Here is a 24696-nt window from a genome sequence, read left to right on the forward strand (position 1 = left end):
ATGTGGCGAGGATCCCATTCTTCCATCAGTTCACCGAGATTTCAGGTTGTGTTCACTTTTGAGCCGTGCGGCGCGTCGTCGGTGAGCGCGCGGTTGCCAAGATCGAAAGAGAGTGAGATGATTCGCATGTAATCTTCTCATCATGTCTAGTGGTCAAAGGAGATCACGGATGACCGCCTCCGTCGCCCGCGCCGAGCGCACCGAACACGAACTCGGCCCCCGCACGCCGATCGAGCCCGGAACCCGCATGTGGGACGAGGTAGGACTGATCACCTTCTCCCTCACCGCCGGATCGGCATTCCTGCTGCAGACCATGGAACCGACGATCTCCGCGGTCGTCGACGAGCACTCGACCTTTCGCACCGACCCGATGGGCCGCGCGATGCGCAGTCTCGCGGCGGTGATGACCTGGACCTACGGCGGTGACGAGGCCGTCGCCGAGGCCGACCGCCTGCGACGTATGCACGCCTCCCTCAACACCGTCGACGCGCAGGGCAAACGCCACTCCGCACTCGCCTCCGGTCCGTGGGCCTGGGTGCTGCACACCGGCACCTACGCCTTCAACGAGGGCTCGAAATATTTCAGCCGCACGCCGCTCACCTACGCGGAGAAGGAGCAGTACTACCAGGAGGTGCTGCAGCTGCTGCGCATGTTCTCGGTGGCGCCCAAGGAGATTCCGCCGACCTACGCCGAATTCGAGGTCTTCTTCGCCGACACCGTCGAGAACCATCTGGTCGCCACCGACACCGCGCGCGACTATCTGAAGACGATCCGCCACGTGGCACCGCCGAAGTCGCTGCCCACACCGCTGGTGCCGCTGTGGAAGCTGGCCGCGGCACCGCTGGGCCGCATGCAGTACTTCTGCACGGTCGGCACCACACCCGAACCGGCGCGCCGCAAACTCGGACTGACCTGGACCGCGCAGGACGAGCGCAACCTGCGCATCCTGGGCTGGCTGCTGGCGCGGCTCGTGCCACTGCTGCCGGAACGGATCCGCTACTTCCCCATCGCCTACGAGGCGCGCAAACTCGAACGCGACCGCGCCCGGCTGCGCAAGGTTCTCGATCTGCGCCCGATGTAGTCGAGGCGCCGGGTGACCGGCCGGTTTCCCGACCCCGGTTCTGAGGGCTGGACGGGCGGCGGTGCAGACTCGATAGTCCTATGGTGCTCGAGAATTCATCGCCACGCGCCCGGCGCGTGCTCACGCGCGTACTGTGCGGGCTGGTCCTCCTGATCGCGGCGGCGGCGCCGGTCACCGCGACCGCCGCACCGGCCCCGGCGTATCAGTGGCGCCAGGAATTCCTGACCACCTCCGACGGTGTGCGGTTGCACGCGGACATCCTCCGGCCCGCCGGCATGGCCGACGACGTGCGCACGCCGGTCGTCATGACGGTGAGCCCCTACCGCAACCATCTGGCGTTCACAGCAGAAGTTCATCCGCAGGGCGGGCCGTCGCTGCGCGATCTGTATTCGGAACTGTTCCTCGACGCCGGCTACACCTATGTGATCGTGGATCTGCGAGGTTTCGGGGGGTCCAGTGGCTGCCCCGACTTCGGTGGCCCCGGCGAGCAGAGCGATGTACGTACCGCGGTCGAATGGGCTGCGGCACAACCGTGGTCGACCGGGCGAGTCGGCCTGACCGGTACCTCCTACGAGGCATGGACCGGCATCATGGGTCTGGCCACCAACCCGAAGGGGCTGGCGGCGGTGGCGTCGTTCGAACCCGTCGTCGACCCGTACAGCTACCTGTACATGCAGGGCATTTCGTGGAAGTTCTCCGGAAAACCGGTGACCGAGGACGGGATTCGCCCCGGCGATATGGCCGGATTCGAACATCTGCTGATCTCCTCCACCCCCGCGCACCCCTCCGACTCACCGGAATACAAGGCCAACGCCGCGCGGCTACCGATCGAATGCGCGCAGTCCTATCTGGCGGGCACCACCGACCACGACGGTGGTACCCGGTTCTGGCGCGATCGTGACCTCACCGATCGCGTTCGCGGCAGCAAGGTTCCGCTGTTCTTGAGCCAGGGTTTCCTCGATTACAACACCCGCGCCTATCGAGTCTTCGACGTCTGGAAGAACCACGACCTCCCCGAGGACAGGGGCTGGTTCGGCCAGTGGGGACACCAGAACTGCCACGAGGCATGCGGGACACCGCAGTTCTACAGCGAGGCGCTGGCCTTCTTCGACAAGTATGTGGCCCAACGCGACGTTCAGGTTCCGGGCCCGCGCGTCACCGTCGGCAGTTTCGACGGCCGGTGGCGCAGCGAAAAAGTCTGGCCGCCCGCCGATTCCGCACGAGTGACGATGCCGATCCGGCCCGGTGAATACACCGATCGGGGCCTGCTCCCCGGCCCGGACCGCGAGTACTGGTCGCTCTCGCAGCCGCTGCCCTCCGACCAGCATCTGTCCGGAATCCCCACGGCCACACTCGCGTTGAGCGGCCCACCGGACGCCACGGTGGCCGCCGAACTCTACGATGTGGCGCCCGACGGCGCGGGCACGGTGATCACTCGGGGTATCGCGCAGGTCGCCGACACCGCGAACATCCGCCTGCTGGCACAGGATTGGACCGTGCCGGCCGGGCATCGGATCGGGGTGCGTATCACCGATGTGGTCGACACCGTCTGGTCGCACACTCCGGCGAACGCGCGGGTGAGCGTGCGTTCCGGCACCGTGGAGTTGCCGCTGCTCACCGGCACCCGGAATTTCGATCTGACCGGCGGCACCAGTGAAGCGCTCGGCAAATGGCGCGCGCGCTGGGTGACCGGCCTGCCGGCCGAGGTGCTGCGCGATTCCGGTGTGACCGTGGACTTCCCGCAACGACGAGGAGATCGATGACAGCGACCGGTACGACCGCGACCACCGTCGACGACGCGACCGCCCAGCGGCTCGCGGCCGCCCTGCGCTGCGTCACCGTCTCCCGCGACGACGCCGATGCCGACGTGGTCGAATTCGACCGGCTCGCAAGCCTTCTCGAACACGAATTCCCGCTGGTACACACCCATCTCGAACTGGAGCGGTTCGGCCACAGCCGCTTGTATCGCTGGCCCGGCACCGAACCCGGTACGGCGGCCGTTCTGCTCGCCCACCAGGATGTGGTTCCGGTCGACGACGAGGCCCGCTGGACCCATCCCCCGTTCGCCGGTGTGATCGACGACGAATTCGTCTGGGGCCGTGGCGCGATCGACGACAAGAGCCGGGTGCTGGCCATTCTGGAGGCCGCCGAATCGCTGCTGGCCGAGGGCCGCCGTCCGCGCCGGACCATCTACTTCGCCTTCGGCCACGACGAGGAGATCTTCGGCCGCGCAGGCGCCACCCGGATGGCGGCCCGGCTGCGCGAGCTCGACGTGCGCGCCGATCTGCTGCTCGACGAAGGCGGAGTGATCACCCAGGGTGTCGCCGACGGGACCACCGCACCCGTCGCCTCCATCATGCTCGGTGAAAAAGGCTGGGCCACGGTGCAATTGCGCACTACCGACACCGGCGGGCATTCCTCGATGCCCGGCCGCGAAACCGCCGTGGGCCGGATCGCGCGGGCGGTCGCGCGCCTCCAGGACCATCCCATGCCGCTGCGCATGACGCCGGTGATCGCCGACATGCTGGTCCGGATGCGCCCCGCCATGGCCGAGCCGCGGCGTTCCGCGCTGCGGCTGGCCCCGGTCGCGGGCGCGGTGATCACCCGGATGATGGCGGCGCGGCCGCAGACCGAGGCGCTGGTCCGCACCACGACCGCCCCCACCGTGATCCGCGGCGGGGTGAAGGCGAACGTGTTGCCGCAAAGCGCCGAGGCGCTGGTGAATTTCCGTATCCTGCCCGGTGATTCGGTGTCCGCCGTGCTCGACCACTGCCGCCGCGTGGTCGCCGACCCGCGCGTCACGATCGAGGTGATCGGAACGGCCTCCGAACCCTCGCGGATCACCGGCCCCGGTCCGGCCTTCGACCTGATCGCCGACATCACCCGCGCCCTGGTGCCCGACGCGGTGGTGACCACCGGCATCGTGCCCGGCGCCACCGATTCCCGCCACTACGACGGGCTGGCCGCCACCCGGTGCAACTTCGCGCCGATCCTGGTCGACGCGGCGGATCTGGAGCGGATCCACGGCACCGACGAACGGCTCTCCCGGGCCAATTACGCGCGGCTGATCGAATTCAACCGCCGCGTCCTCGCGCACTACACCGGCACCGGCGGCTGATGCCGGGAATGTCGGTGTTCGCCGCTACCCTCAACGGGTGCGAGCTACAGCAACGTTCACCGTCAAATCCTTCGTCGCCACGGACGTCCTGCCCGATCCGGATATCCCCACCGCGACGCCGGTCGGAATCGCCCGGCTGGAAAAGCATTTCGAGGGTGAGGCGGTCGGACGTTCGGCCACGTTGTTCACCGCCGCGTTCGACCAGCTGTCGGGCCGGGGCACCTATGTCGCGATGGAGTCGTTCGAGGGCTCGCTCAACGGATTGGCCGGCACGTTCAACTTCGCCCATTCGGCGACCACCGCGGGCGAGGACCGCAGCGCCGAATTCTTCACGATCGTGCCCAGCAGCGGCACCGGGGAGCTGAGCGAGATCACCGGAACCGGCGGTCTGGCGGTCGACGCCGACGGCACCCACCGGATCTGGTTCGACTACGACCTGGGCTGACCATCGATCCCGGCGCGGCGGGCCGATGTGCAACGCTCCGGCCCGCCGTGCGCGACAATGGCGGCGCAGCGACGGCGCAGACGGAGGCAGCGATGACGACAGGCGATACCGGCGAATTCGACGCCCACGGCGGGCAGGTGTTCTGGCGGGCCTGGCTGCCCGAACAGGCGCGCGCGGTCGTGGTGCTGGTACACGGCGTCGCCGAACACTCCGGGCGCTACGACCATGTGGGTAAACGGCTGGCGGACAGCGGTTTCGCGGTCTACGCCTTCGACCACATCGGCCACGGCCGCTCCGGCGGCGGCCAGTCGAATATCGAATCGATCGACGCGGCCGCCGACAATGTGAACACCATGCTGGATATCGCGAGTGCGAAGCATCCGGGCCTGCCCCGGTTCGTCATCGGGCACAGCATGGGCAGCCTGATCACGCTGTATTTGGCGACGCGGGCGCCGCTGGACGTCGCGGGCATCGCGGTGTCGGCGCCGCCGGTGGTCATCGAGGCCGGCAACCCCGTGCAGCGACTGCTCGCTCCCGCGTTGAGCCGCTGGGCGCCGAATCTGGGTGTGCTGCAACTGGATTCGGCGCAGATCAGCCGCGATCCGGAGGTGGTACGCGCCTACGATCAGGATCCGCTGGTCTACCGCGGCAAACTACCGGCCCGCACGGCGACCGAGATTCTGCGTGGCGCCGAATTCGTCCTCGCTCATCTGGACGCGCTGCGGGTGCCGACGCTGGTGCTGCACGGCGGCGAGGATGCCCTGGCGGCCCCGGTGGGCGCCGATCGGATCGAGGCCGGCGCCACCGCGACCGATCTCACGGTGCTGCGGTATCCGGGCCTCTACCACGAGGTTTTCAACGAACCCGAGCGCGAGAAGGTACTCGGCGACCTGGTGCGCTGGTTGGAGGAGCACACCGGCGCGCAGTAACATCCGAGAATGAGCAATACCGACCAGGGACGCATCGCCTTCATCCGGGCCAACTGGCACCAGTCCATCGTCACCCAGGCCTACGCGGGTTTCCTGGCCGAGTACGGCGATCTGGGGTATTCGGCGGATGCCGTCGAGGTGTTCGACGTGCCCGGCGCGTTCGAGATCCCGCTGCACGCGCAGCGGCTGGCCCGCACCGGCCGGTACGCGGCGGTGGTGGCCGCGGCGCTGGTCGTCGACGGCGGCATCTACCGGCACGATTTCGTCGCCTCGGCCGTGGTCGACGGGCTCATGCGCGTGCAGCTCGAGACCGACGTCCCGGTGTTCTCCGTGGTGCTGACCCCGCATCACTTCCACGAGCACAGCGAGCACGTGGACTATTTCACCAAGCACTTCCACACCAAGGGCGCCGAGGCCGCCCGCGCGGTCGCGACCACCCTCAGCTCCCTGCGCACCCTCCCCACCAGCGCGGTCTGAGACCGGACACGGCCGAGACCGCCGAGGACACGCGGTCCGGGCCGTCCGACGACACAGCACGGCAGGGGCGACCGGCGATCCGGTCGCCCCTGTTCGTCACTTGTAGTTGTTCAGGCAGGCCGTCTCACCGTCGAGCACCCCGGCGCGGAACGCGTCGAGTCGCTGATACCCGCTGGGCACCACCTTGCCGTCGGTATCGCTCGCGGCCAGGCCGTCGGCCAGCAGACCCGACACCGCGGCGTCCAGGTCACCCGCGGTGAGCCGGGGATCGCCGGCCGGATCGCTGAGCTTGGTGGTCACGACGCCGGACAGGCAGGCGGTGCGCAACCCGGCGGATTCCGGTCCTTGCAGCGACAGGTGCCGATCTCGTTCCACCGCGAGCACATAGCGGGAGATGAACACGACGTAGGCGTTGTAGTTGCCGTCGACCACCGCGGACAGCGGGTCCCCGTCGCCCGGTTGCTGACCGGCACGCTTGGCCAGTTCCGGCACATCGGTGCCCACGGTATTGCTCGCCGGGCAGTACGAAACCGGCTCCACCGCAGTATCTTTCGGGCAATTCTCGGCGATTCCGGAATAGTCGAGCACCGGCGGCTGCGGCAGTGGATAGATCCGGGCGAGCGCGGCGGCGACGGCATTGAGCCCGTCGACGTCGACACCCATCTGATTCTCCTCGTCGCCGGGTTCGAAGGTGGTCGGCAGGCCGCCGCGGCGCTGCTGAATCTCCTTCTTGGTGATGCCCTTACACCCGGCCGCGCCGTCGGACCAGCCGATCTGCACCGCCGTCACGCGCTCGAATGCCGAGCCGTGCACATTCTTCGGGTTGTCGGGGTCGCGGTCGCGCACGGCGACCGTCGCACCCAGCACACCGTTGAGCCCGTCGGTCGTGTTCAGGGTGAAATGCGCCGAACCGCCCTCGGCCACATGCCGCAGAAACACACCCGCGAAGCAGTCGGCCTGCTGTTCGAGCACGATTCCGGGCGTGAAGAATCCGTTGAGCCGGGCCTGGTCCTGTAGCGAGTGACCGTACTCGTGCGCGAGCACCATGACCACGGCCATCTTCCCGTACTTGTTCGAGATCAGCGGCAGCAGTTTGCCGCGATCCCACCCGACGGTCTTGTCGATCTTGCAGTAGGCCGCGTTCACCACGTGATAGGTGCTGGAGCGGCAGAAGGTGACCGATTGTTCCTTGGGCGCGTTGGCATCCCAGGAAATGAAGTGACCCACCGGCTTGAAGGTGCCCGGAAAGTTCTCGGCGTATTCGGCGCCCCAGTAGTCCTGCAGATCCGACAAGGTGTTGAGGGCCAGCCGGTCCATCTCGCCGCCGTCACCGTTGTCGGCGTGCAGCGGCGCGTCGGGCACGCCCGGTCGCGGACCGCTCGGGCCGGAGGCATTGGGCGCGGCGCCGCTGAGCGCCCACGGATTCTCGTTGGTCGCGGCAACATCGTGCGCCACAGTCGTTTTCGCATCGGTGCCGCATCCGGCCGATACCGCGCCGAGCACCAGCAACCCGGCCGCCGCGGCCAGCCGCAGCCGCCTGTTGTATCTCATCTCGTGTCCTCCCCGAATACCACTGTCGACGCCCGGACCGACGACGATCCGGATTCCGCACAGCGGTCCCCCCGTCTCCCGAGCGCTCACATCGTAATCGGGCGCCCGCGCGAATGCGCAACGTATATCTCGATATCGGCACGGATGCCGCACGGTGACGACCACGACATGGCGCGCGCACCATGTGTTCATCTACTATTTACCTACGTAGATAGTAGATGCTCAACGGCGAGCAGAGAGGCCGAGACCATGCCCCGACACCCCCGCGCATCCCTCACCCTTCCCGCCTTGGCGGCGCTCACCGCCGCGGGCCTCGGCTTCACCGCGGCGCCCGCCGAGGCCGAATCCAGGCGATCGGCCGCCCAACCCGCCACCGGCTGCCTGTGGGCCGGAACCTCCCACCCTGCCGGCGCTACCGTCATCGCGGGCGGTCGCGGCTACACCTGCGGCGCCGACGGCCGCGGCACTCCCATGTGGTCGGCCGGCGCGGCGTCGGACCGGCCCGATACCGTCGCCAACCCGGGCTCGGCCGGCGACCCGGCCGCGCACTTCAGTCTGGGCGCGCGCCAGCCCGGCACCGCGTACAACGACTACTGCGTCGGCAATCAACTGGTCGAGGGCGCCGACGACGTCTACCAGGTGGTGCGTGGCCACGACGGCCGCTTGTTCTGGAAGGCCGCCGAACCCGTCAGCGCATGGCGCTTCGATCGCGGAAGCGTTGCGCCGCAGCCGACCTGGCGCGGAACCGGTCTGTGCTACGAGGGCAATCTGGCGTGATCGCGGGTCAGCCCTGTTTGCGGTGCGGAACGAATTCCAGCGTCAGCAGCGCGAGCACGGTGAAGACGATTTCACGCCAGCGGATGAGGACGAAGCGCTGATTGCCGAAGGAGTTGAACTTGCGCAGGAACCGATACAGCGATTCCAGCCGGATCAGCGGATCCAGCGTGCGGGCCAGCACATAGATGACCTGCTTGGAGCGCGATCGTTCCTTGTCGGCGAACAGTTCGGGGAATGCCGCGAACGCCAGCGAGATGCGGTGCACGTCGTGGTCACGGCCGTAGTCGACGAGGTCGACGATCATCCGCTCGTCCAAGCCGTTCGGGGCATCCTTGCGCCGCCACGGCACATCGAGGCTGAGTTCGCTGCCGTGATTGGAGGATCCGTAGCGCTGGAATCCGGCGACCCGGCCCTCACCGTCGCGGGCGATCACCACGAGCATGCCCGGATTCCGGCCGTCGAGCAGATGGTCCAGGATCATCGAGAAGCCGCGGGTCTGGTGGCCGGTCCCCCACTCGTCGACGATGCCCAGCAGCGCCTCGCGCATCTCGCGGTCGAGTTCGCGTTCGGGAATCACCTCGGTCTTGACGCCGAAGTTGCGGGTGCGGCTCACCGCCTGGCGCAGGTTGCGGAATTTGCGGCCGACCATATCGAACGAGTCGACCTCGACCACCACGTCACGGCCGATCGGAATGGCGTGCAGGCCATGATGATCGGTCGCGCGGGTGCGCCACAGTTCGGTGACCGCGGGGCTGGCGCCCAGCACCGCGATCCGCCAGCCGCGCGCGGAAGCGAATTCGGAGAACTCGGCGATGAGCCGGCCGAATTCGGCGCAGTTGCCGACCGGGTCGCCCGCGACGACCGCGATGCCGAAGCGCGCGCGGTAGCCGATCGCGGCGTTCGAATCGGCGCTGAAGAAATAGGATTTGGCCGAATGCAGGGCGAACGGGGCCAGCGGATCCTCGACGGTGCGGTCGACCAGTGCGGCGATGCGATGCTGCTGATCCGGTTGCGGGCGCGAACTCTGCGGCAGCATCAGGATCAGGCCCGTGGAGGCGAGGCAGACGAAGCCGACGGTGCCGTGGTCGCTGCGGTAGGCGATATTGGACACCCCGAGCACGATCACCGCGACCGTGAAGTGCGGCAGCGTGATCGGCCGCCGCAGATGCAGTCCGCGCGCCACGAACAGGCCCGACAGCGAAATCGCCACGAACCAGCCGCGATTGACACCTTCCCGGGAGGCGCGGTCGGCCGCGTACAGCAGCACCACACCGACCAGCAACAGCACCACGATCAGCGGAACCCGCACGGCGCGGATCGGATTCAGGGCGGCGTGCCGATAGGTGCGGTAACCGGTGACGGCCGAATTGAGTTCAGCCATCACGGTCTCCGATCACGCAGCGCATCGCGTGTGTCGTCGAGTTGGTGGGCGCTGCGCACGTCCACGAACATCCTCACCATGGCGGTCCTCCCGAATGGTCGCGTACCGATACAGTATGCGGAACGCTCGTTCCGGCTCTGCGGGGCCCCTCGCACGGTCAGGACGGCACAGCACACTCTGTACCAACCGATATCGCGTCCGGTCTGTTCCCCGCAACACGTTTTCGGCCCACAAAGCCGGCCGTATCGCGAGAATTCATCGCCGGTCCACGAAAGCGCCGCCTACCGCCCCCGGTGACCGACGTGACCGCGACAACCGCCGCGCCCACGCATCGGTGTCACTGATCGCGTACCCCGCCGCGACGGATCTACGCCTCGCTCACCCGCCGCCGAAGACGCGTTCGACGACCGTCTTCGCCCGCCTCGTGACGCGCATGTAGTGGTCGAGGAATTCGCTGCCGTCGTCGGTCGGCCAGCCCGCGACCCGCGCCACGGCCGAGAGCAACGGCCCGGGCCCGGGCAGCTGGTCGGCGGGTTTGCCGCGCACCAGCACCAGGGCGTTGCGGGCCTTGGTGGCGGTGAGCCAGGCGTCGCGCAGCAGCTCCACATCGAGGGCGTCGAGCAGTTTGTTCTGTTCGATCACCGCGAGGCATTCGAGCGTGGAGGTGTTGTGCAGCTCCGGCACCTCGTGCGCGTGCTGGAGTTGCAGCAGTTGTACGGTCCACTCGATATCGGCGAGACCACCGCGGCCGAGTTTGGTGTGGGTGGCCGGATTCGCGCCGCGCGGCAGGCGTTCGGAGTCGACGCGCGCCTTGATCCGCCGGATCTCGCGCACGGCCTCCTCGGAGACCCCGCCCTTGGGATAGCGCACCGGATCGATGGAATGCAGGAACCGCAAACCCAGTTCCTCGTTGCCGGCGACCTGATGTGCGCGCAGCAGCGCCTGCACTTCCCACGGCTGCGCCCACTGCTGGTAGTAGGCGCGATAGGCGGCCAGGGTGCGGACCAGCGCGCCGTTGCGTCCCTCGGGCCGCAGCCCCGCATCGACCTGCAGCGGCGGATCGGTACTGGGCGCGCCGAGGAGCCGCTGCACCTGTTCGGCGACGCCGATCGCCCATTTCACCGCGACCGTCTCGTCCGCGCCGGGACGCGGATCGCAGACGAACAGCACATCGGCGTCGGATCCGTAGCCCAGTTCCATCCCGCCGAGACGGCCCATGCCGATCACGGCCAAGTCCGCGGGCGCGGGCGCCTGATGTTCGGCCTCCCAGGCCCGGATCACGGCCTGCAGCGACGCCTCGAGCACCGCGACCCAGACCCATGACAGCGCCCGGCACACCCGCGGCACCTCCAGCATGCCGAGCACGTCGGCGGAGGCGATGCGGGCCAGCTCGTGGCGGCGCAGCGAGCGGGCGGTGGCCACGGCCCGTCTGGGATCGTCGTAGCGGGCGGCCCCGGCCAGGATGCTGGATCGCACATCCTCGGCCTTCGGGGTCAGCAGCAGCGGCCCGTCCGGTCCGTCGGCGAACATCCGGATGGTTTCGGGCGCGTTGATCAGCAGATCGGGCAGATAGGCCGAGGAGCCGAGCACGATCATCAGCCGCTGCGCGATCGCGCCCTCGTCGCGGAGTTCGCGCAGGAACCAGATCTGGTCGTCGAGGCCTTCGGACACCCGCCGGTAGGCCAGCAACCCGGCATCGGGATTCGGTGTGTCACCGAGCCATTCGAGCAGGGTCGGCAACAGCAGCGCCTGGATGCGGCCCTTGCGCCCCACCTCCCCGGTGAGCGCCTTGAGGTGGCCGAGGGCGTTCTCCGGGGCGGCGTAGCCGAGGGCGGCGAGCTGGCGGACCGCGGCCTGCGGACTCAGGCGCAACGCGGCGGCGTCGAGGCGGGCCACCGATTCCAGCAGCGGGCGGTAGAACAGCTTCGCGTGCAGCCGGCGCACCCGCAGGGTGTTGCGCTTGATCTCGCTGCGCAGCACCCCGACCGCGTCCTGGCGCCCGTCGGGACGCATATGCGCCGCGCGAGCGAGCCAGCGCATCCCCTCCTCGTCGTCGGATGCGGGCAAGGTGTGGGTGCGCTTGAGCCGCTGCAACTGCAGGCGGTGCTCGAGCAGGCGCAGGAATTCGTAGGAGGCGGTGAGGTTCGCGGCGTCGTCGCGGCCCACATAGCCACGCGCGGCCAGCGCGGTCAGCGCCTCAACCGTGCCCGGCACGTGCAGCGATTCATCGGCCTTACCGTGCACCAACTGCAGCAGCTGCACCGCGAATTCGACGTCGCGCAGGCTGCCGTGGCCGAGTTTCAGCTCCCGCTCGCGCATGTCCTCGGGCACCAGGCTTTCGACCCGGCGCCGCATCGCCTGCACGTCGGCGACGAAATCCGGTCGTTCCGAGGCGCTCCACACCATCGGCATCAGCGCCTCGCTGTACTGCCTGCCGAGTTCCAGATCGCCGGTGGCCGGGCGGTTCTTCAGCAGCGCCTGGAATTCCCAGGTGCGCGCCCAGCGCTTGTAGTAGGTGATGTGCGAATCCAGCGTGCGCACCAGCGCCCCGGCCTTGCCTTCCGGCCGCAGCGCCGCATCGACGTCGAAGAACGCGCTGCCGGCGATGCCCATCATCTCCGCGGCCAGCCGGGTGGCGGTGGTGTCGGCGGGTTCGGCGACGAACACCACGTCGACATCGGAGACGTAATTGAGTTCGCGCGCACCGCATTTGCCCATCGCGACCACCGCCAGCCGGACCGGAACCGGGTCGTCGGGGCAGATCCGCGCCACCGCCACCGAGAGCGCGGCGGTGAGTGCGGCATCGGCGAGGTCGGTGAGATGGTTGCCGACCTGCTGATACGGCAGCACCGGTTCGTTCTCGACGGTGGCGGCCAGATCGTGGGCGGCCAGCACCATCAGTTGATCGCGATATCGCTTGCGCAGCAACGCGATCGCGTCGGGTCCGGCATGGGTGGCGCGGTAGAGCATCGGCGCGGCGTTCGGCCCGGTCTCGGGCGCGGCGCCGACCACGTCGAGCAGATCGTCGAGAATCTCGCGCGTGCTCGGCAGTTCCCGCAGCAACAGCTGCCAGCTCGCCGGATCGGCGACCAGATGGTCGGCGAACGCGCTCGACGAGCCGATCAGCGCGAACAGCCTGCCGCGCAACGACAGATCGGTGCGCAGCGCGGAATCCAGTGCGGCCCAATCGGACCCGAGCGCCTCGCGCAGGCGGATCAGGGTCAGCAGCGCCAGATCGGCATCCGGCGACCGCGACAACGCCCACAGCAGTGCAACGCTGTCGACATTGTCCCAGGCGAGCTCTCGTAACGACGCGGCTGCCGTCGGCTCCAGCAATCCCAGCCGACCGGCACCGGGCACTGCGGGACGTGCAGTCGGTGGCCGGACCATTCTCTCAAATTACCGTCACGGCCGAGCATGCGGAAGTTGCCTGCTCGCAGGCGGTGGAGGGAGTGCTCGGCCGACGTCGGTCACGGAGCCGATTCCGTTTCGGGAAGGGCTGCGGGAACGCCGCCTCCCGCCGGCCTACCGGGAACGAGCCGTATCGGGTCGGAGGCCACAGCAAGCTCGGCCCCGAGCCGCCCATCGCTCGGACCCGGATCGAGCGCCCCCTACCGCGGCATCGGCGTCCGCGCCGAAATGGGGTCGACCGCGCGCGCAGCACGCGGCCGACCCGTTCCTCAGAAGCTGTGTTCCGCCCCCGGATAGGTACCCTGCGCTACCTCTCGTGCGTATTCCACTGCGGCGCTGCGCAATTCGTCGCCCACGCGGCCGAAGCGCTTGACGAACTTGGCCGTCTTACCGCTGGTGTAGCCGGCCATGTCCTGCCAGACCAGCACCTGGGCGTCGCAGTCGCTGCCGGCGCCGATGCCGACGGTCGGGATGGTCAGCTTGTGGGTGACCTGCCCGGCCAGCTCGGCGGGCACCATCTCCATCACCACGGCGACGGCCCCGGCCTCCTGCACCGCGATGGCGTCGGCGATCAGTTGTTCGGCCCCGTCGCCGCGGCCCTGCACCCGGTAGCCACCGAGGGTGTTGACGCTCTGCGGGGTGAAGCCGATATGCGCCACCACCGGGATGCCGGAGGCGGTGAGCCGGGCGATGTGCTCGGAAACCCGTTCTCCGCCTTCGAGTTTCACCGCGTGCGCACCACCCTCCTTCATGAAGCGGGTGGCGCTGGCCAGCGCCTGTTCGGGCGAGCCCTCGTAGCTGCCGAACGGCAGATCGGCCACCACCAGGGCATGCGGCGCCCCGCGGACCACGCCGCGTACCAGCGGCAGCAGTTCCTCGATCGTGATCGGCACGGTGGTGTCGTAGCCGTAGACCACGTTGGCCGCCGAATCGCCGACCAGCAGCACGGGGATGCCGGCCTCTTCGAACAGCTTCGCGGTGGAGTAGTCGTAGGCGGTCAGCATCGCCCACTTCTCGCCCGCGGATTTCCATTGCTGCAGGTGCTGTACTCGCGTCTTCCGCCGGGAAGTTGTCGGTGCGGCACCGTAGGCGGTGGTTTCGGAAGCAGGATTATCCTGAGCAGCGGACATCATCGTCCCTTTCGTCTGTCCTCGAGGCCCGATCGGGTCCCCGGGTTGCTATGACCCGTCCAGTCTGCCACCGCGGCAGTGCCGCGTTTAAGGCGTGCACGGGATGGGATTCGTCACACGCGGCGGGAACGACGCGGCCGGCGGAGGCAGCCCGCTCAACGACGGAGGCCGCCGCGGACGCCGCAATGATCACAGGCGGAGATGGAAGGATGGCGCGCATGTCCTTGTCGCGATCCGGTCGCGTCGCAGCCGCGGTGGCCCTGATGTGTGTGGCCGCCGCCTGCTCGTCGACGTCGAAGAATCACCCCGTCGCCCAGCCGTCCGCGCCGAGTCCGGCCGCGCTGCAGAAGTACTACACCCAGGTGCCGGCGTGGGGCAGCTGTGACGGATTCGGCGATTCCTCGACCCGATTCCCGCAGGGCACCGAATGCACGCACATCTCGGTGCCGATCGATTACGACAAGCCCGAGGGCGCGACCGCGCAGATCGCGGTCTCCCGGATCAAGGCGACCGGGCAGCGCATCGGATCGCTGCTGTTCAACCCGGGCGGGCCCGGCCAGGCCGGACTGTGGATGGCCGCGCAGGGACAGGACACCCCGCTCGCGCAGCGATTCGACCGCATCGGTTTCGATCCGCGCGGTGTCGGCGCCTCCACGCCGCTGATCGAATGTCTGACCGGGCAGCAGTGGGATCAGCAACGCGCCGAACCGCCCAAGGACTACACCCCCGCCGGCATCGCGGCCGCCGAGCAGGAGAACAAGGACTTCGCCGCCCACTGCACCGAGAAGACCGGCAACGAATTCCTCGCCCACGTCGGCACTCGCGAGGTGGTGCAGGACATGGACATCATCCGGGGAGTGCTCGGCGACGACAAGCTCAACTACGTCGGCTACTCCTACGGCACCCGGCTCGGCTACACCTACGCCGAGAAGTTCCCGGACAAGGTGCGGGCCATGGTGCTCGACGGTGCCCTCGATCCGGACGCCGATCCGGAGAAGGAATCGGTGCAGCAGGCCGCCGGATTCCAGAAGGCGTTCGACGCCTACGCCGCCGACTGCGCGAGCAAACCGGACTGCCCGCTGGGCCAGGACGCGAGTCAGACGGTGGCCCGCTTCCACGATCTGGTCAACCCGCTCTGGAACCATCCGGCCGAGACCCGCGACGGCCGCGGGCTCACCTACAGCGACGCGGTCACCGGTGTGCAGAACACCCTCTACGCCGAGGACAGCTGGAATGTGCTGAGCGCGGGCCTGGCTCAGCTGGCCAAGGGCAAGGGCGACATCCTGCTGCAGCTCGCCGATCTCTACGACGGCCGCAGCAAGGACGGCACCTACGACAATTCGCAGGACGCGTTCCTGGCCATCCACTGCGTCGACGATCCGGCCATCAAGGACCGCGCCGACACCGATAAGCAGGACGCGGAATACCGCAAGGTTGCCCCGTTCCTCGACGACGGCCACGCCACCGGGCAGGCGCCGCTCGAGATGTGCGCGTTCTGGCCCGTGCCCAACAGCGGCTCCCCGCACAACATTTCCGCACCGGGCCTGCCCAAGACCGTGGTCATCTCCACGACCGCGGATCCGGCCACCCCGTATCAGGCCGGTGTGGATCTGGCCCATCAGCTGGGCGCGGCGCTGATCACCAACAAGGGAACCCGCCACACCGCGTTCCTCTCCGGGGGCGTGCTGTGCGTGGACGACGCCGTCTTCGCCTACCTCATCGACCTGAAGACACCGCCGGAAGGACTCACCTGCGGCTGACGCCACACATGCGGACCGGCGGTTGTTGCACGATGTAACACGGATTTAACCGCGGGTGCCTACGCTCGCGCGTATGGATCGCCAGAAGGAATTCGTGCTGCGGACGCTCGAGGAGCGGGACATCCGCTTCGTGCGACTCTGGTTCACCGACGTCCTGGGATATCTGAAGTCGGTGGCGATCGCCCCCGCGGAGCTGGAAGGCGCCTTCGAGGAGGGCATCGGATTCGACGGCTCGGCGATCGAAGGCTTCGCCCGGGTGTCGGAGGCCGATATGGTCGCCAAGCCCGATCCGTCGACGTTCCAGGTACTGCCGTGGTCCACCAGCAAGGGCCATCAGCATTCGGCGCGCATGTTCTGCGATATCGCGATGCCCGACGGCTCGCCGTCGTGGGCCGATCCGCGGCACGTGCTGCGCCGGCAGTTGAACAAGGCCGGTGACCTGGGGTTCAGCTGCTATGTGCATCCGGAGATCGAGTTCTTCCTGATCCGCTCGGCGCTCAAGGACGGCCGTCCGGTGCCCGCCGACAACGGCGGCTTCTTCGATCAGGCCGTCCACGACGAGGCGCCGAACTTCCGCCGCCACGCCATCGACGCGCTCGAATCGATGGGCATCTCGGTGGAGTTCAGCCATCACGAGGGTGCGCCCGGCCAGCAGGAAATCGACCTGCGCTACGCCGACGCGCTGTCGATGGCCGACAACGTGATGACCTTCCGCTACCTCATCAAAGAGGTGGCCATCGACGAAGGCGTGCGGGCCTCGTTCATGCCCAAGCCCTTCTCCGACCATCCGGGTTCGGCCATGCACACCCACATGAGCCTGTTCGAGGGTGAGCACAACGCCTTCGCCGATCCCGACGACCCGAACAACCTGTCCGAGACCGCGCGTGCGTTCATCGCGGGCATTCTCGAGCACGCCAACGAGATCAGCGCCGTCACCAACCAGTGGGTGAACTCCTACAAACGGCTGATCCACGGTGGCGAAGCGCCGACCGCCGCTTCCTGGGGCCGGTCGAATCGTTCTGCACTGGTCCGGGTTCCGATGTACACGCCGAACAAGCAGTCCTCGCGGCGAGTCGAGATCCGCAGCCCAGACTCCGCGTGCAATCCGTATCTGGCCTTCGCGGTGCTGCTGGCCGCGGGCCTGCGCGGTATCGAGAAGGGGTACACGCTGCCCCCCGAGGCCGAGGACGACGTGTGGTCACTGACCACCGCCGAACGCCGCGCGATGGGCTTCCGCGAGCTGCCCTCGACCCTGGACGAGGCGCTGCGGGCGATGGAGCGGTCCGAGCTGGTCGCCGAAACGCTGGGCGAGCACGTGTTCGACTTCTTCCTGCGCAACAAGCGTCACGAGTGGGCCACCTACCGCGCCCAGGTCACCCCGTGGGAGCTGGGCGAGTACCTGACGCTGTGATCGCCTGTGCGAGACCGGCTCCGGCCGGCCGCACCGACGATGGCCGAGCTGATTAGGTTGTCCCGATGAACGCCCCTGTATCGGTGGCCGATCAACCACTGCAACCACTGATCGACTGGGCCACCCGGGAACTCGCGCAGCGGGGACTGACCGTGACCGGCGCGCAGGAGATGCGGCGGCGGGACTGGACGCTGCTCGCCCGCATCGAGACGAACGGCGGAGCTGTCTGGGCGAAGGCGAGTGCGCGCGCGTTCGCCCACGAGGGCCCGCTGCTGGCGGCCTTGGATCGGCTCGTTCCGGGATCGGTGCCAAAACCCCTTGCGGTACATCGTGAGAACGGATGGTTCCTCGGAGGCGACGGCGGCGAGACCATGCGAACCGGACCACTCGACCGCCACTTCGCACTCGACGGTACGGACGCGCCGCCGCCGCGTCCCCCGGGATGGGAATCGGTGCTGCGGTCCTACGCCGGCCTGCAGTACACCGTCTGCACGCACGCGGAATCGTTGCGCGACACCGGAACTCCGTACCTGCCGCCGGTGCGCCTGATCGAGGTCTACCGCCACTTCGCCGACCGCGCCCCGGGACTGGAGTTCGCGATCGAATCGGCCGCTGCCGAACTCGCGCGGTACGGCCGGCTGAGCGTGGAACACAACGACCTGTATCCGGGCCACGTCTTCCGCGCCACCGCCGCGGTGTTCGACTGGGGCGATGCGCTGATCACCCATCCCTTCCTGTCCGTGCGCACGTTCCGGGATCCGCAGCGCGCGGCGTATTTCGACGCCTGGCGGGAACTGACCACCGTCACCGACCGCGAGATCGAGCTGGCCGAACGCCTCGCGCCGCTGACCACCCTGCGTTCGTGGCTGACCATCGACACGGCACCGGGCGGCCCCGGCGAACGGTTCGCGCCCTTCGTCACCGAGATGCTGGACCTGCTGCGCGCGAACTTCGGCTGAGCCACCCGGCCACTCGCGGTGAGGTGGCAGACTCGTAGGTCCACAGCAGGAACTCCGGATGCACGCCGGAATCGAACAAAGGGAACAGATGTCGCAGAGCCGTTGGATGACTCGCGGAGCGCTCGCCGTCGGTGCGGCGCTGGCCGTCGTGCTGGTCGCCGGATGTGGTGGCGAAAGCACGGGTTCGGCCGGCCCCGAGAAATCCGGCGCCTCGGCGACCTCGACGGCCGCGCGTCCCAGCGGTTCGGCCGGGGTCACCGCCAAGCCGGGACAGACCAGTCCCGTCCAGGTTCCCGACCCGGTCGCACAGAAGCTGTGCGACGCCATCTCGCCACAGCTGTCGGACTGGCGAGTGCAGGGCCCGACGCTGGGCAAGGTGGCGCTGAACATCACGGTGCACCAGTGGGCCGCGGAGAACGGCGGCATCAACCTGGCGGTGCTCGGCGACAAGGCCGTGGTGGACCGAATCACCACCAAGACCTGCGCCGATGTTCGCACGCAGGCGCTGCAGGCGCTGGAACTGCCCGATCTCGCCTCGGGAATCGCCTTCTGATGCGCACCCTCTACCCGCCGCTGGAGCCCTACCGTGAGGGCATGCTCGACGTGGGCGATGGGCAGCACATCTACTGGGAGGAGTCGGGCAACCCCGACGGCAAGCCGGTGGTGTTCCTGCACGGCGGGCCGGGTGGCGGCACCGATCCGATGCACCGGCAGTTCTTCGATCCCGCCGCCTACCGGATCGTGCTGTTCGACCAGCGCGGGTGCGGGCGTTCGACGCCGCATGTGGCCGACGGGGCGAGTCTGGAGGTCAACACCACCTGGCATCTGGTGGCCGATATCGAGCGGCTGCGCACCCATCTGGGGATCGAGCGCTGGCAGGTCTTCGGCGGGTCGTGGGGTTCGACGCTGGCGCTGGCCTACGCCCAGACCCACCCCGAGCGCGTGACGGAGATGGTGCTGCGGGGCGTTTTCCTGTTGCGGCGCAAGGAAATCGACTGGTACTACAACGGCGCCGCCGGATTCGTCTATCCCGACGAATGGGAGAAGTACCTGGCGCCGATCCCGGACGACGAGCGCGACGGGGATCTGGTGGCGGCCTATCACCGGCTGCTGCACTCCCCCGATCAGGACGTGGCGACCGCCGCCGCGGTGGCGTGGTCCAGCTGGGAAGGCGCGACGAGTTCGCTGCTGCCGCAACCGGAACGGGTCGCCGAATCCGCCGAACCCCGCTTCGCCCTGGCCTTCGCCCGCATCGAGAACCACTACTTCGTGCACGGCGGACTCCTGGAAGAGAACCAGCTGCTGCGCGATATCGACCGGATCGCGCATATTCCCGCGGTGATCGTGCAGGGCCGCCACGATATCGTCTGCCCGGCGGTCAGCGCCTGGGATCTGCATCGGGCCTGGCCCGGTTCGCGGCTGCATCTGGTGGCCGATGCCGGGCATGCCGCGGCCGAGCCGGGGACCACCCATCATCTGATCGAGGCCACCGACGAATTCCGGGATCGGCGATGAGCGGCGCAGCCGGTCCCGCCGTCGTCGCCGCTCTCGGTGAGGACGTGGACCGGCTGCTGTCGGCGGAACCGAAGGTCCGTGCCGACGAATCGGATTCGGTGCACCAGATGCGGGTCGCCACCCGCCGGCTGCGGTCGGTGCTGCGGTCGTATCGGAAGGTGTTCCACCGCGGCGAGATAGATGCCATCCGCGACGAATTGCGGTGGCTGGCGGGGCTGCTCGGCATCGCCCGCGACGCCGAGGTGCGCGCCGACCGGTTCGCCGCGCTGCTGGACGAATATCCCGACGTGCAGCGGCATCTCGGGCGGCGGCTGGTGAGCGCGGAGCGCGCGGCCTACACCGACGCCCACCGAACCGTGCTGCGGGAACTCGACGGTGAGCGCTACGACCTGCTGCGCGCGCGAGTGGTCGGCCTGCGCACCCATCCGCCGCTGCGCCGCAAACGCGCCCGTCGCGACGCCGACCGCGTGTTCACGGCCGCGGTGCGCGCGGACCTGCGCCGGCTGAAGGACCGGGTCGACGCGGAACGAGCCGTCGAGGACACCGATCGGGTCGAAGCGCTGCACGATATCCGCAAGGCCGCCAAGCGTTTACGCTACAGCGCCGAAGCCGCCACCGATATCCTCGACGGCCCCGCCGAGGACCTGGCCCGGCGCGCGAAGAAGGTGCAGGGCGTCCTGGGCGACCACCGCGACGCCATCGAGGCGCTGGCCACCATCACCGCCCGCGCCGAAATCGTGCGCGGCCGCGGCGACGATACGACGCCCTACGAGTTGCTGTGCGCCGCCGAGGTCGAAGCCGCGCGCACCGCCCTCGACCAGTACCCGTCCCTCATCGAATTCCTGAACTACGACTACCTGTCCTGATCGGGCTTGACCTTCACGTATACGTCAACCCCTACGGTCGCCCCATGACCTCCACAACCGCGACCACCCGCTCGATCCACCTGGCCGCTCGCCCGGCCGGGTTCCCCGAACTCACCGATTTCCGCGTGGTCGAGCATCCGATGCCGTCCGCTGAGGCCGGCCGGCTGCTGATCCGAAATCTCTTCATGTCGATAGACCCCGGCAGCCTCATGCGAATCGGCGCCTATCCCGGAATCCCGATGCCGCCGTTCGCGATCGGTGAGGTGCTGTCCGGCGACGCGATCGGCGAGGTGATCGAATCCGGCGATCCGACCGTTCCGGAGGGCGCGCTGGTCCTGCACCGGCTCGGCTGGCGCGAACACGCCCTCGCCGACGCGCGGACAGTACGCATGGTGGATCCGGATGCCTACCCCTCGCCGTCCGGATATCTGGGCTTCGGTCTGGTCGCCTACGTCGGTCTGACCGTGGTCGCCGGCCTGAGCGCCGGCGATACCGTCTTCGTCTCCAGCGCCGCCGGTGCGACCGGGAACCTGGCCGGGCAGATCGCGCGACTGCTCGGCGCCGGTCGCGTCGTCGGCAGCGTCGGCTCAGCGCGCAAGGCCGCCTACATCGTCGACGAACTCGGCTACGACGCCGCCGTCGACTACCACGACGAACCCTTCGTCGATCGGCTTCGAGCCGCGGCGCCCGGGGGCGTGGACGTGTATTTCGACAATGTCGGCGGAACCCAATTGCGTGCGGCGATCGAGGTGATGAATGTCGGCGGACGCATCGCGCTCTGCGGAGCTCTGGCCAGGCAGCGCGCGGGCGGCGAGCCGGATGCGGGACCGGGTGATCTGCTGGCGGTGATCGGCAAGCGATTGACGTTGCGCGGATTCACCACGCTCGATCACCTGGATCTGGCCCCGGAATTCGGCCGGAAGCTGCGGGAATGGACGGCGGCGGGAGATATCGTACGCGTCGAAACCGTCGTCGAAGGCCTCGAGAACGCGCCGCGCGCTCTACTGGATGCGGTGCGGGGGCGCTACACCGGGAAGGTTGTGGTGCGGCTGGCGCGTTGAGCACGAGGGTGAGACGGCGGAGAGGATACGCGGCATGTTGATCGGCGAACTGGCGGCCCGCACCGGAGTCACTACTCGGGCGCTGCGCTTCTACGAGGAACAGGGACTACTCACCTCCGGGCGCACCGCCGCGGGATACCGGGAATACGAGGAGGAGGCGGTGGCCCGGGTACGGAACATACGGGAATTGCTTCAACTCGGATTCACCGTCGAGGACGTGCGCGCCTTCGCTCCCTATCTGGACCGGGAGCTTCCCGACGTCTTTCCCTACGAGCCACGCTGCGCCTCGGGATATGCAGTGGTCGGACCGCCACGGGTGGCGGAGCTGAACCAGCGCATCGCCCGGCTGACACGCCTTCGGGATCAGTTGGTGAGCCGGATGCCGTGGCTCGATCCGGAGCACGTTTCCGGCCACCAACGGGTCAGTCCGCCGGGAAGCTGAAACCGACCACGCGTTTATCGGGGTCCGCGATGTCCAGGCGCACTCGCACCCGCCGGCCTTCGGGCGGTGCCCCGGCGCATTTGCCGAGTACCGGCGGATCGGCGACGAAGATCTCGGCGGATCGGTTGCCGTTGCCCTCGCGGATGACCACCGCCTCGAACACGTCGCCCAGACGTGATGCGAGCACGGTGGATTCGGTGAGGTCGATGCACGCGCGTTCGAGTTTGCCGCCGACCGCGTCGCTGCGCCGCATCGCGTCGGCGGCGGCGCCGAGTCCGTCGCGAACCCACTGCGGCACCGGGGTGCCCGCGCAGCGAGCCAGGCAGACTTCCGTCGCGTAGCGGTCGGCGAGGCGGCGCAGCGGCGCCGTCACGTGTGCGTAGGCAGCGCCGATCCCGCTGTGCTGCAACACATCCGGCGTTTGCCCGTCGAGCACGGTGTAGGACGCGCCGCGCAGGAGGCTGGTCGCCTCCGAGTTCAGCACCAGCGCGGCGGGGGTGTTGGGATCGAGGCCGGCCAGCATCCGGCCCACCGGCATACCCGCCGGCCAGCGCACCCCGAGCGCGGCGGCGGTGCGGCGCATGGACGCGATCGCCGAGGCCGGTGGCGCAGGCATCGTGCGCAGCAATCCGATGCGGGCGTCGGAATCGGTGTCGGCCAACATGATTCGGGCCGCGCAGATGCCGGTGAGCAGCGAGACCTGTTCGTTCCAGTCGTCGGCGGCGGTGCGCGGCTCGACCGCCAGCTGCCAGTGTTCGGTGTCGTGGTCGCGTCCGTCGGGAATCACCGATTGCGCGGGCAGCCGCAGTTCGATCGCGCCGCGCGCCAACCCGGCCTCGATCCGCAGGCGGCCGAATTCCGGCAGTGCCGCGATCGAGGGATGCAGGCGGCCGGCGTCGGCGTCGGCCTGGACGCCGGGATAGTCGAGGCGGGCGCGGGAGCGAACCAGGGCGCGCCGCACCGAGAAGCGTCGCGGCTCGGCCTTGTCGTCGCAGTCGATGGTCCAGAGCGCGGCGGGACGAACGGCGCCGGGCAGCAGACTCGCCGACCCTTCCGAGAGCACCGGCGGATGCAGCGGCACGGTGCCGTCGGGCAGATAGAAGCTTTGGCCCCGGGCGAGGGATTCCCGCGCGAGCGCCCCGTCGGGCGCGACCACCGCGCCCACATCGGCGATGGCGTAGTGCAGCAGGAATCCGGTCGGGGTGCGTTCGAGATGCAGCGCCTGGTCGAGATCCATGGCGCCGGGTGGGTCGATCGTCACGAACGGGATGTCGGTGCGATCGGCCCGGACGCCCGCGAACGCATCGGCTGCGTCGCGGGCCTCCGAGACCGCCTCGGACGGATATTCCGAGGCGAGTCCGAATTCGGATCGCACGACACCGAAATCCACCGGTGCCGAGACGATCCTGGGATGCAGTTCCACGCGGGGCGCTGAACCTTACTTGAGCGCCAGCATGGTGCCGTTCAGCTGATCGAACGGGCCGTACACGGTGAAGACGACGCGGCCGTCGGGGTACTGCGACGACAGGGTCGCCGCGGCATCGAGAGCCTGGCCGAACGAGGCGGCCGACGGGTGCGGCAGCACCGCGATCGACTGGCCGAAATGGGTCTGGTGGACCCACTGGGTGTCACCGGGGCTGAGGTCCACCTGGACGCCACCCGGCAGCGGAGTGACCGCGACCGCGGACGCCGATCCCGCGCCCAACACCGCCACACCCGACGCAGCTGCGGCGATCAATGCACCGGCCGCCAACTTGCGAACTACTCGCATATATACAGAACCTGCTTTCCGACACTCGTAGCACCCATAGCCGCTACCACCCCCGGCAACGACACTTCCAACGGCCAACACTGTATGACGTCGGTCACGGTTCCGGCCACTCCGGGGCGGTTCGTCGCGCGGGACACGCCGGGACCAGCCGATTCGCCCGCATTTGCCGGGAATGCGCCCGCCGTCCGGACCGGGCGGCGACCGGGGCGCGGACCGCGCGAAGCTCCGGTGCCTGCGATTTCGCGATCGGTCACCACGACGGCGGCCACACGGCTCCGGCGGGTGCAACGGGGGTCGACGGGATCGTTGCGAGCGCGAACATCGACAGCCCGCGAACCGGATCATTCCGGAAAGAAATATCACATCATTCAGAGCGGACGGGTATCACTCCGAGGAGTCGGACCTACGTCCAGATCACGCTACCGTACGCCGAATCCCCCCGTCGAGTCCGTTTTCCGCTGGGCCTGCGACTGTCCGAGCGCGCTGTTACTGTTGCCGATGGTGACAGGCCACGGCGTACCCACGGATTCGGGGGTCCGTGCAGTAACGAGAGTGCGCCGCGCGGCGAGAGTCGTCGAGTAATAGTTCCTCGAGTACAAGGAGTTCCACAC

The 24696-nt window shown here is 68.6% G+C and carries 21 protein-coding genes; 15 read left to right on the top strand and 6 right to left on the bottom strand.

Annotation, left to right across the window (positions count from 1 at the left end; translation table 11 throughout):
* Window positions 1–169: 169 nt before the first annotated feature.
* The 6 genes from NN2_RS05880 (at window position 170) to NN2_RS05905 (ending at window position 6050) form a co-directional block, all read left to right on the top strand.
* Window positions 170–1081 carry an oxygenase MpaB family protein gene (locus NN2_RS05880; RefSeq protein WP_030515338.1) on the top strand — a complete coding sequence of 304 codons (912 nt, stop codon included), beginning with the start codon at window positions 170–172 and terminating at the stop codon, window positions 1079–1081.
* Window positions 1082–1197: 116 nt separating this feature from the next.
* A complete protein-coding gene (locus NN2_RS05885; RefSeq protein ID WP_231983089.1) occupies window positions 1198–2844 on the top strand; it encodes a CocE/NonD family hydrolase in 1647 nt (548 codons plus the stop codon).
* Window positions 2841–4199 (top strand): M20/M25/M40 family metallo-hydrolase, encoded by a 1359-nt coding sequence (locus NN2_RS05890; protein WP_063011103.1) that lies wholly within the window; start codon window positions 2841–2843, stop codon window positions 4197–4199. Before NN2_RS05885 ends, NN2_RS05890 begins: the two co-directional genes overlap by 4 nt.
* Before the next feature lie 37 nt (window positions 4200–4236).
* Window positions 4237–4644: a DUF3224 domain-containing protein gene (locus NN2_RS05895; protein ID WP_030515341.1), complete on the top strand. Its 408-nt coding sequence runs from the start codon at window positions 4237–4239 to the stop codon at window positions 4642–4644.
* A gap of 92 nt (window positions 4645–4736) precedes the next feature.
* Entirely contained in the window at window positions 4737–5573 is an 837-nt protein-coding gene (locus tag NN2_RS05900) for an alpha/beta hydrolase (RefSeq protein WP_063011180.1), read from the top strand.
* 9 nt (window positions 5574–5582) lie between these two features.
* Window positions 5583–6050, top strand: a complete 468-nt coding sequence (locus tag NN2_RS05905) for a 6,7-dimethyl-8-ribityllumazine synthase (protein WP_063011105.1) — start codon at window positions 5583–5585, stop codon at window positions 6048–6050.
* A gap of 96 nt (window positions 6051–6146) precedes the next feature.
* On the opposite strand, the gene NN2_RS05910 is transcribed toward NN2_RS05905, so the two are convergent.
* Window positions 6147–7601, bottom strand: a complete 1455-nt coding sequence (locus NN2_RS05910; RefSeq protein ID WP_063011108.1) for a neutral zinc metallopeptidase — start codon at window positions 7599–7601, stop codon at window positions 6147–6149.
* A 249-nt stretch (window positions 7602–7850) separates the two neighbouring features.
* Here NN2_RS05910 and NN2_RS05915 point away from each other — a divergent pair, with 249 nt between their 5' ends.
* Window positions 7851–8378: a hypothetical protein gene (locus tag NN2_RS05915; protein ID WP_064909866.1), complete on the top strand. Its 528-nt coding sequence runs from the start codon at window positions 7851–7853 to the stop codon at window positions 8376–8378.
* 7 nt (window positions 8379–8385) lie between these two features.
* Here the strand turns inward: NN2_RS05915 and NN2_RS05920 are convergent, their stop codons facing one another.
* From NN2_RS05920 to panB, 3 genes are all read right to left on the bottom strand, one after another.
* The gene (locus tag NN2_RS05920; protein ID WP_063011111.1) at window positions 8386–9759 is read right to left on the bottom strand and encodes a bifunctional lysylphosphatidylglycerol flippase/synthetase MprF; all 1374 of its coding nucleotides are present in this window, start codon (window positions 9757–9759) and stop codon (window positions 8386–8388) included.
* 378 nt (window positions 9760–10137) lie between these two features.
* Entirely contained in the window at window positions 10138–13149 is a 3012-nt protein-coding gene (locus NN2_RS05925) for a bifunctional [glutamine synthetase] adenylyltransferase/[glutamine synthetase]-adenylyl-L-tyrosine phosphorylase (RefSeq protein WP_063011113.1), read from the bottom strand.
* A 290-nt stretch (window positions 13150–13439) separates the two neighbouring features.
* On the bottom strand, window positions 13440–14300 hold the full coding sequence (gene panB / locus NN2_RS05930; RefSeq protein WP_063011182.1) for a 3-methyl-2-oxobutanoate hydroxymethyltransferase: 861 nt from the start codon (window positions 14298–14300) through the stop codon (window positions 13440–13442).
* 209 nt (window positions 14301–14509) lie between these two features.
* Between panB and NN2_RS05935 the strand changes: the two genes are divergently transcribed.
* From NN2_RS05935 to NN2_RS05970, 8 genes are all read left to right on the top strand, one after another.
* Complete coding sequence (locus NN2_RS05935; protein ID WP_156511225.1) at window positions 14510–16060, top strand: alpha/beta hydrolase; 1551 nt, start codon at window positions 14510–14512, stop codon at window positions 16058–16060.
* Between the two features lie 73 nt (window positions 16061–16133).
* Window positions 16134–17471: a type I glutamate--ammonia ligase gene (gene glnA / locus NN2_RS05940; RefSeq protein WP_030515350.1), complete on the top strand. Its 1338-nt coding sequence runs from the start codon at window positions 16134–16136 to the stop codon at window positions 17469–17471.
* 65 nt (window positions 17472–17536) lie between these two features.
* Entirely contained in the window at window positions 17537–18430 is an 894-nt protein-coding gene (locus NN2_RS05945; protein ID WP_063011115.1) for a phosphotransferase family protein, read from the top strand.
* 106 nt (window positions 18431–18536) lie between these two features.
* On the top strand, window positions 18537–18983 hold the full coding sequence (locus NN2_RS37640) for a hypothetical protein (protein WP_245658570.1): 447 nt from the start codon (window positions 18537–18539) through the stop codon (window positions 18981–18983).
* Window positions 18983–19945, top strand: coding sequence for a prolyl aminopeptidase (pip, locus tag NN2_RS05955; protein WP_063011119.1), 963 nt, complete (start codon window positions 18983–18985; stop codon window positions 19943–19945). The genes NN2_RS37640 and pip overlap by 1 nt, the downstream gene beginning before the upstream one ends.
* The gene (locus tag NN2_RS05960; RefSeq protein ID WP_063011121.1) at window positions 19942–20811 is read left to right on the top strand and encodes a CHAD domain-containing protein; all 870 of its coding nucleotides are present in this window, start codon (window positions 19942–19944) and stop codon (window positions 20809–20811) included. The genes pip and NN2_RS05960 overlap by 4 nt, the downstream gene beginning before the upstream one ends.
* A 44-nt stretch (window positions 20812–20855) precedes the next feature.
* A complete protein-coding gene (locus tag NN2_RS05965) occupies window positions 20856–21872 on the top strand; it encodes an NADP-dependent oxidoreductase (protein ID WP_063011123.1) in 1017 nt (338 codons plus the stop codon).
* Between the two features lie 34 nt (window positions 21873–21906).
* Window positions 21907–22314 (top strand): MerR family transcriptional regulator, encoded by a 408-nt coding sequence (locus tag NN2_RS05970; protein WP_063011125.1) that lies wholly within the window; start codon window positions 21907–21909, stop codon window positions 22312–22314.
* Here the strand turns inward: NN2_RS05970 and NN2_RS05975 are convergent.
* The gene (locus tag NN2_RS05975) at window positions 22295–23737 is read right to left on the bottom strand and encodes an RNB domain-containing ribonuclease (protein ID WP_174554947.1); all 1443 of its coding nucleotides are present in this window, start codon (window positions 23735–23737) and stop codon (window positions 22295–22297) included. The genes NN2_RS05970 and NN2_RS05975 overlap by 20 nt on opposite strands.
* Before the next feature lie 15 nt (window positions 23738–23752).
* Window positions 23753–24085 carry a hypothetical protein gene (locus tag NN2_RS05980; RefSeq protein ID WP_030515358.1) on the bottom strand — a complete coding sequence of 111 codons (333 nt, stop codon included), beginning with the start codon at window positions 24083–24085 and terminating at the stop codon, window positions 23753–23755.
* Between the last annotated feature and the right edge of the window lie 611 nt (window positions 24086–24696).

The organism is Nocardia nova NBRC 15556 (genome assembly GCF_001613005.1).
In the GTDB taxonomy this organism is placed as follows: domain Bacteria; phylum Actinomycetota; class Actinomycetes; order Mycobacteriales; family Mycobacteriaceae; genus Nocardia; species Nocardia nova.

Bases quoted from the DNA above. Each gene is read 5' to 3' on its own strand.
- NN2_RS05925 (WP_063011113.1), bottom strand. From the start codon at position 13,149: ATGGTCCGGCCACCGACTGCACGTCCCGCAGTGCCCGGTGCCGGTCGG.
- NN2_RS05915 (WP_064909866.1), top strand. From the start codon at position 7,851: ATGCCCCGACACCCCCGCGCATCCCTCACCCTTCCCGCCTTGGCGGCG.
- NN2_RS05890 (WP_063011103.1), top strand. From the start codon at position 2,841: ATGACAGCGACCGGTACGACCGCGACCACCGTCGACGACGCGACCGCC.
- glnA (WP_030515350.1), top strand. From the start codon at position 16,134: ATGGATCGCCAGAAGGAATTCGTGCTGCGGACGCTCGAGGAGCGGGAC.
- NN2_RS05880 (WP_030515338.1), top strand. From the start codon at position 170: ATGACCGCCTCCGTCGCCCGCGCCGAGCGCACCGAACACGAACTCGGC.
- NN2_RS05935 (WP_156511225.1), top strand. From the start codon at position 14,510: ATGGCGCGCATGTCCTTGTCGCGATCCGGTCGCGTCGCAGCCGCGGTG.
- pip (WP_063011119.1), top strand. From the start codon at position 18,983: ATGCGCACCCTCTACCCGCCGCTGGAGCCCTACCGTGAGGGCATGCTC.
- NN2_RS37640 (WP_245658570.1), top strand. From the start codon at position 18,537: ATGACTCGCGGAGCGCTCGCCGTCGGTGCGGCGCTGGCCGTCGTGCTG.
- NN2_RS05965 (WP_063011123.1), top strand. From the start codon at position 20,856: ATGACCTCCACAACCGCGACCACCCGCTCGATCCACCTGGCCGCTCGC.
- NN2_RS05905 (WP_063011105.1), top strand. From the start codon at position 5,583: ATGAGCAATACCGACCAGGGACGCATCGCCTTCATCCGGGCCAACTGG.
- NN2_RS05980 (WP_030515358.1), bottom strand. From the start codon at position 24,085: ATGCGAGTAGTTCGCAAGTTGGCGGCCGGTGCATTGATCGCCGCAGCT.
- NN2_RS05960 (WP_063011121.1), top strand. From the start codon at position 19,942: ATGAGCGGCGCAGCCGGTCCCGCCGTCGTCGCCGCTCTCGGTGAGGAC.
- NN2_RS05910 (WP_063011108.1), bottom strand. From the start codon at position 7,601: ATGAGATACAACAGGCGGCTGCGGCTGGCCGCGGCGGCCGGGTTGCTG.
- NN2_RS05945 (WP_063011115.1), top strand. From the start codon at position 17,537: ATGAACGCCCCTGTATCGGTGGCCGATCAACCACTGCAACCACTGATC.
- NN2_RS05900 (WP_063011180.1), top strand. From the start codon at position 4,737: ATGACGACAGGCGATACCGGCGAATTCGACGCCCACGGCGGGCAGGTG.
- NN2_RS05970 (WP_063011125.1), top strand. From the start codon at position 21,907: ATGTTGATCGGCGAACTGGCGGCCCGCACCGGAGTCACTACTCGGGCG.
- panB (WP_063011182.1), bottom strand. From the start codon at position 14,300: ATGTCCGCTGCTCAGGATAATCCTGCTTCCGAAACCACCGCCTACGGT.
- NN2_RS05920 (WP_063011111.1), bottom strand. From the start codon at position 9,759: ATGGCTGAACTCAATTCGGCCGTCACCGGTTACCGCACCTATCGGCAC.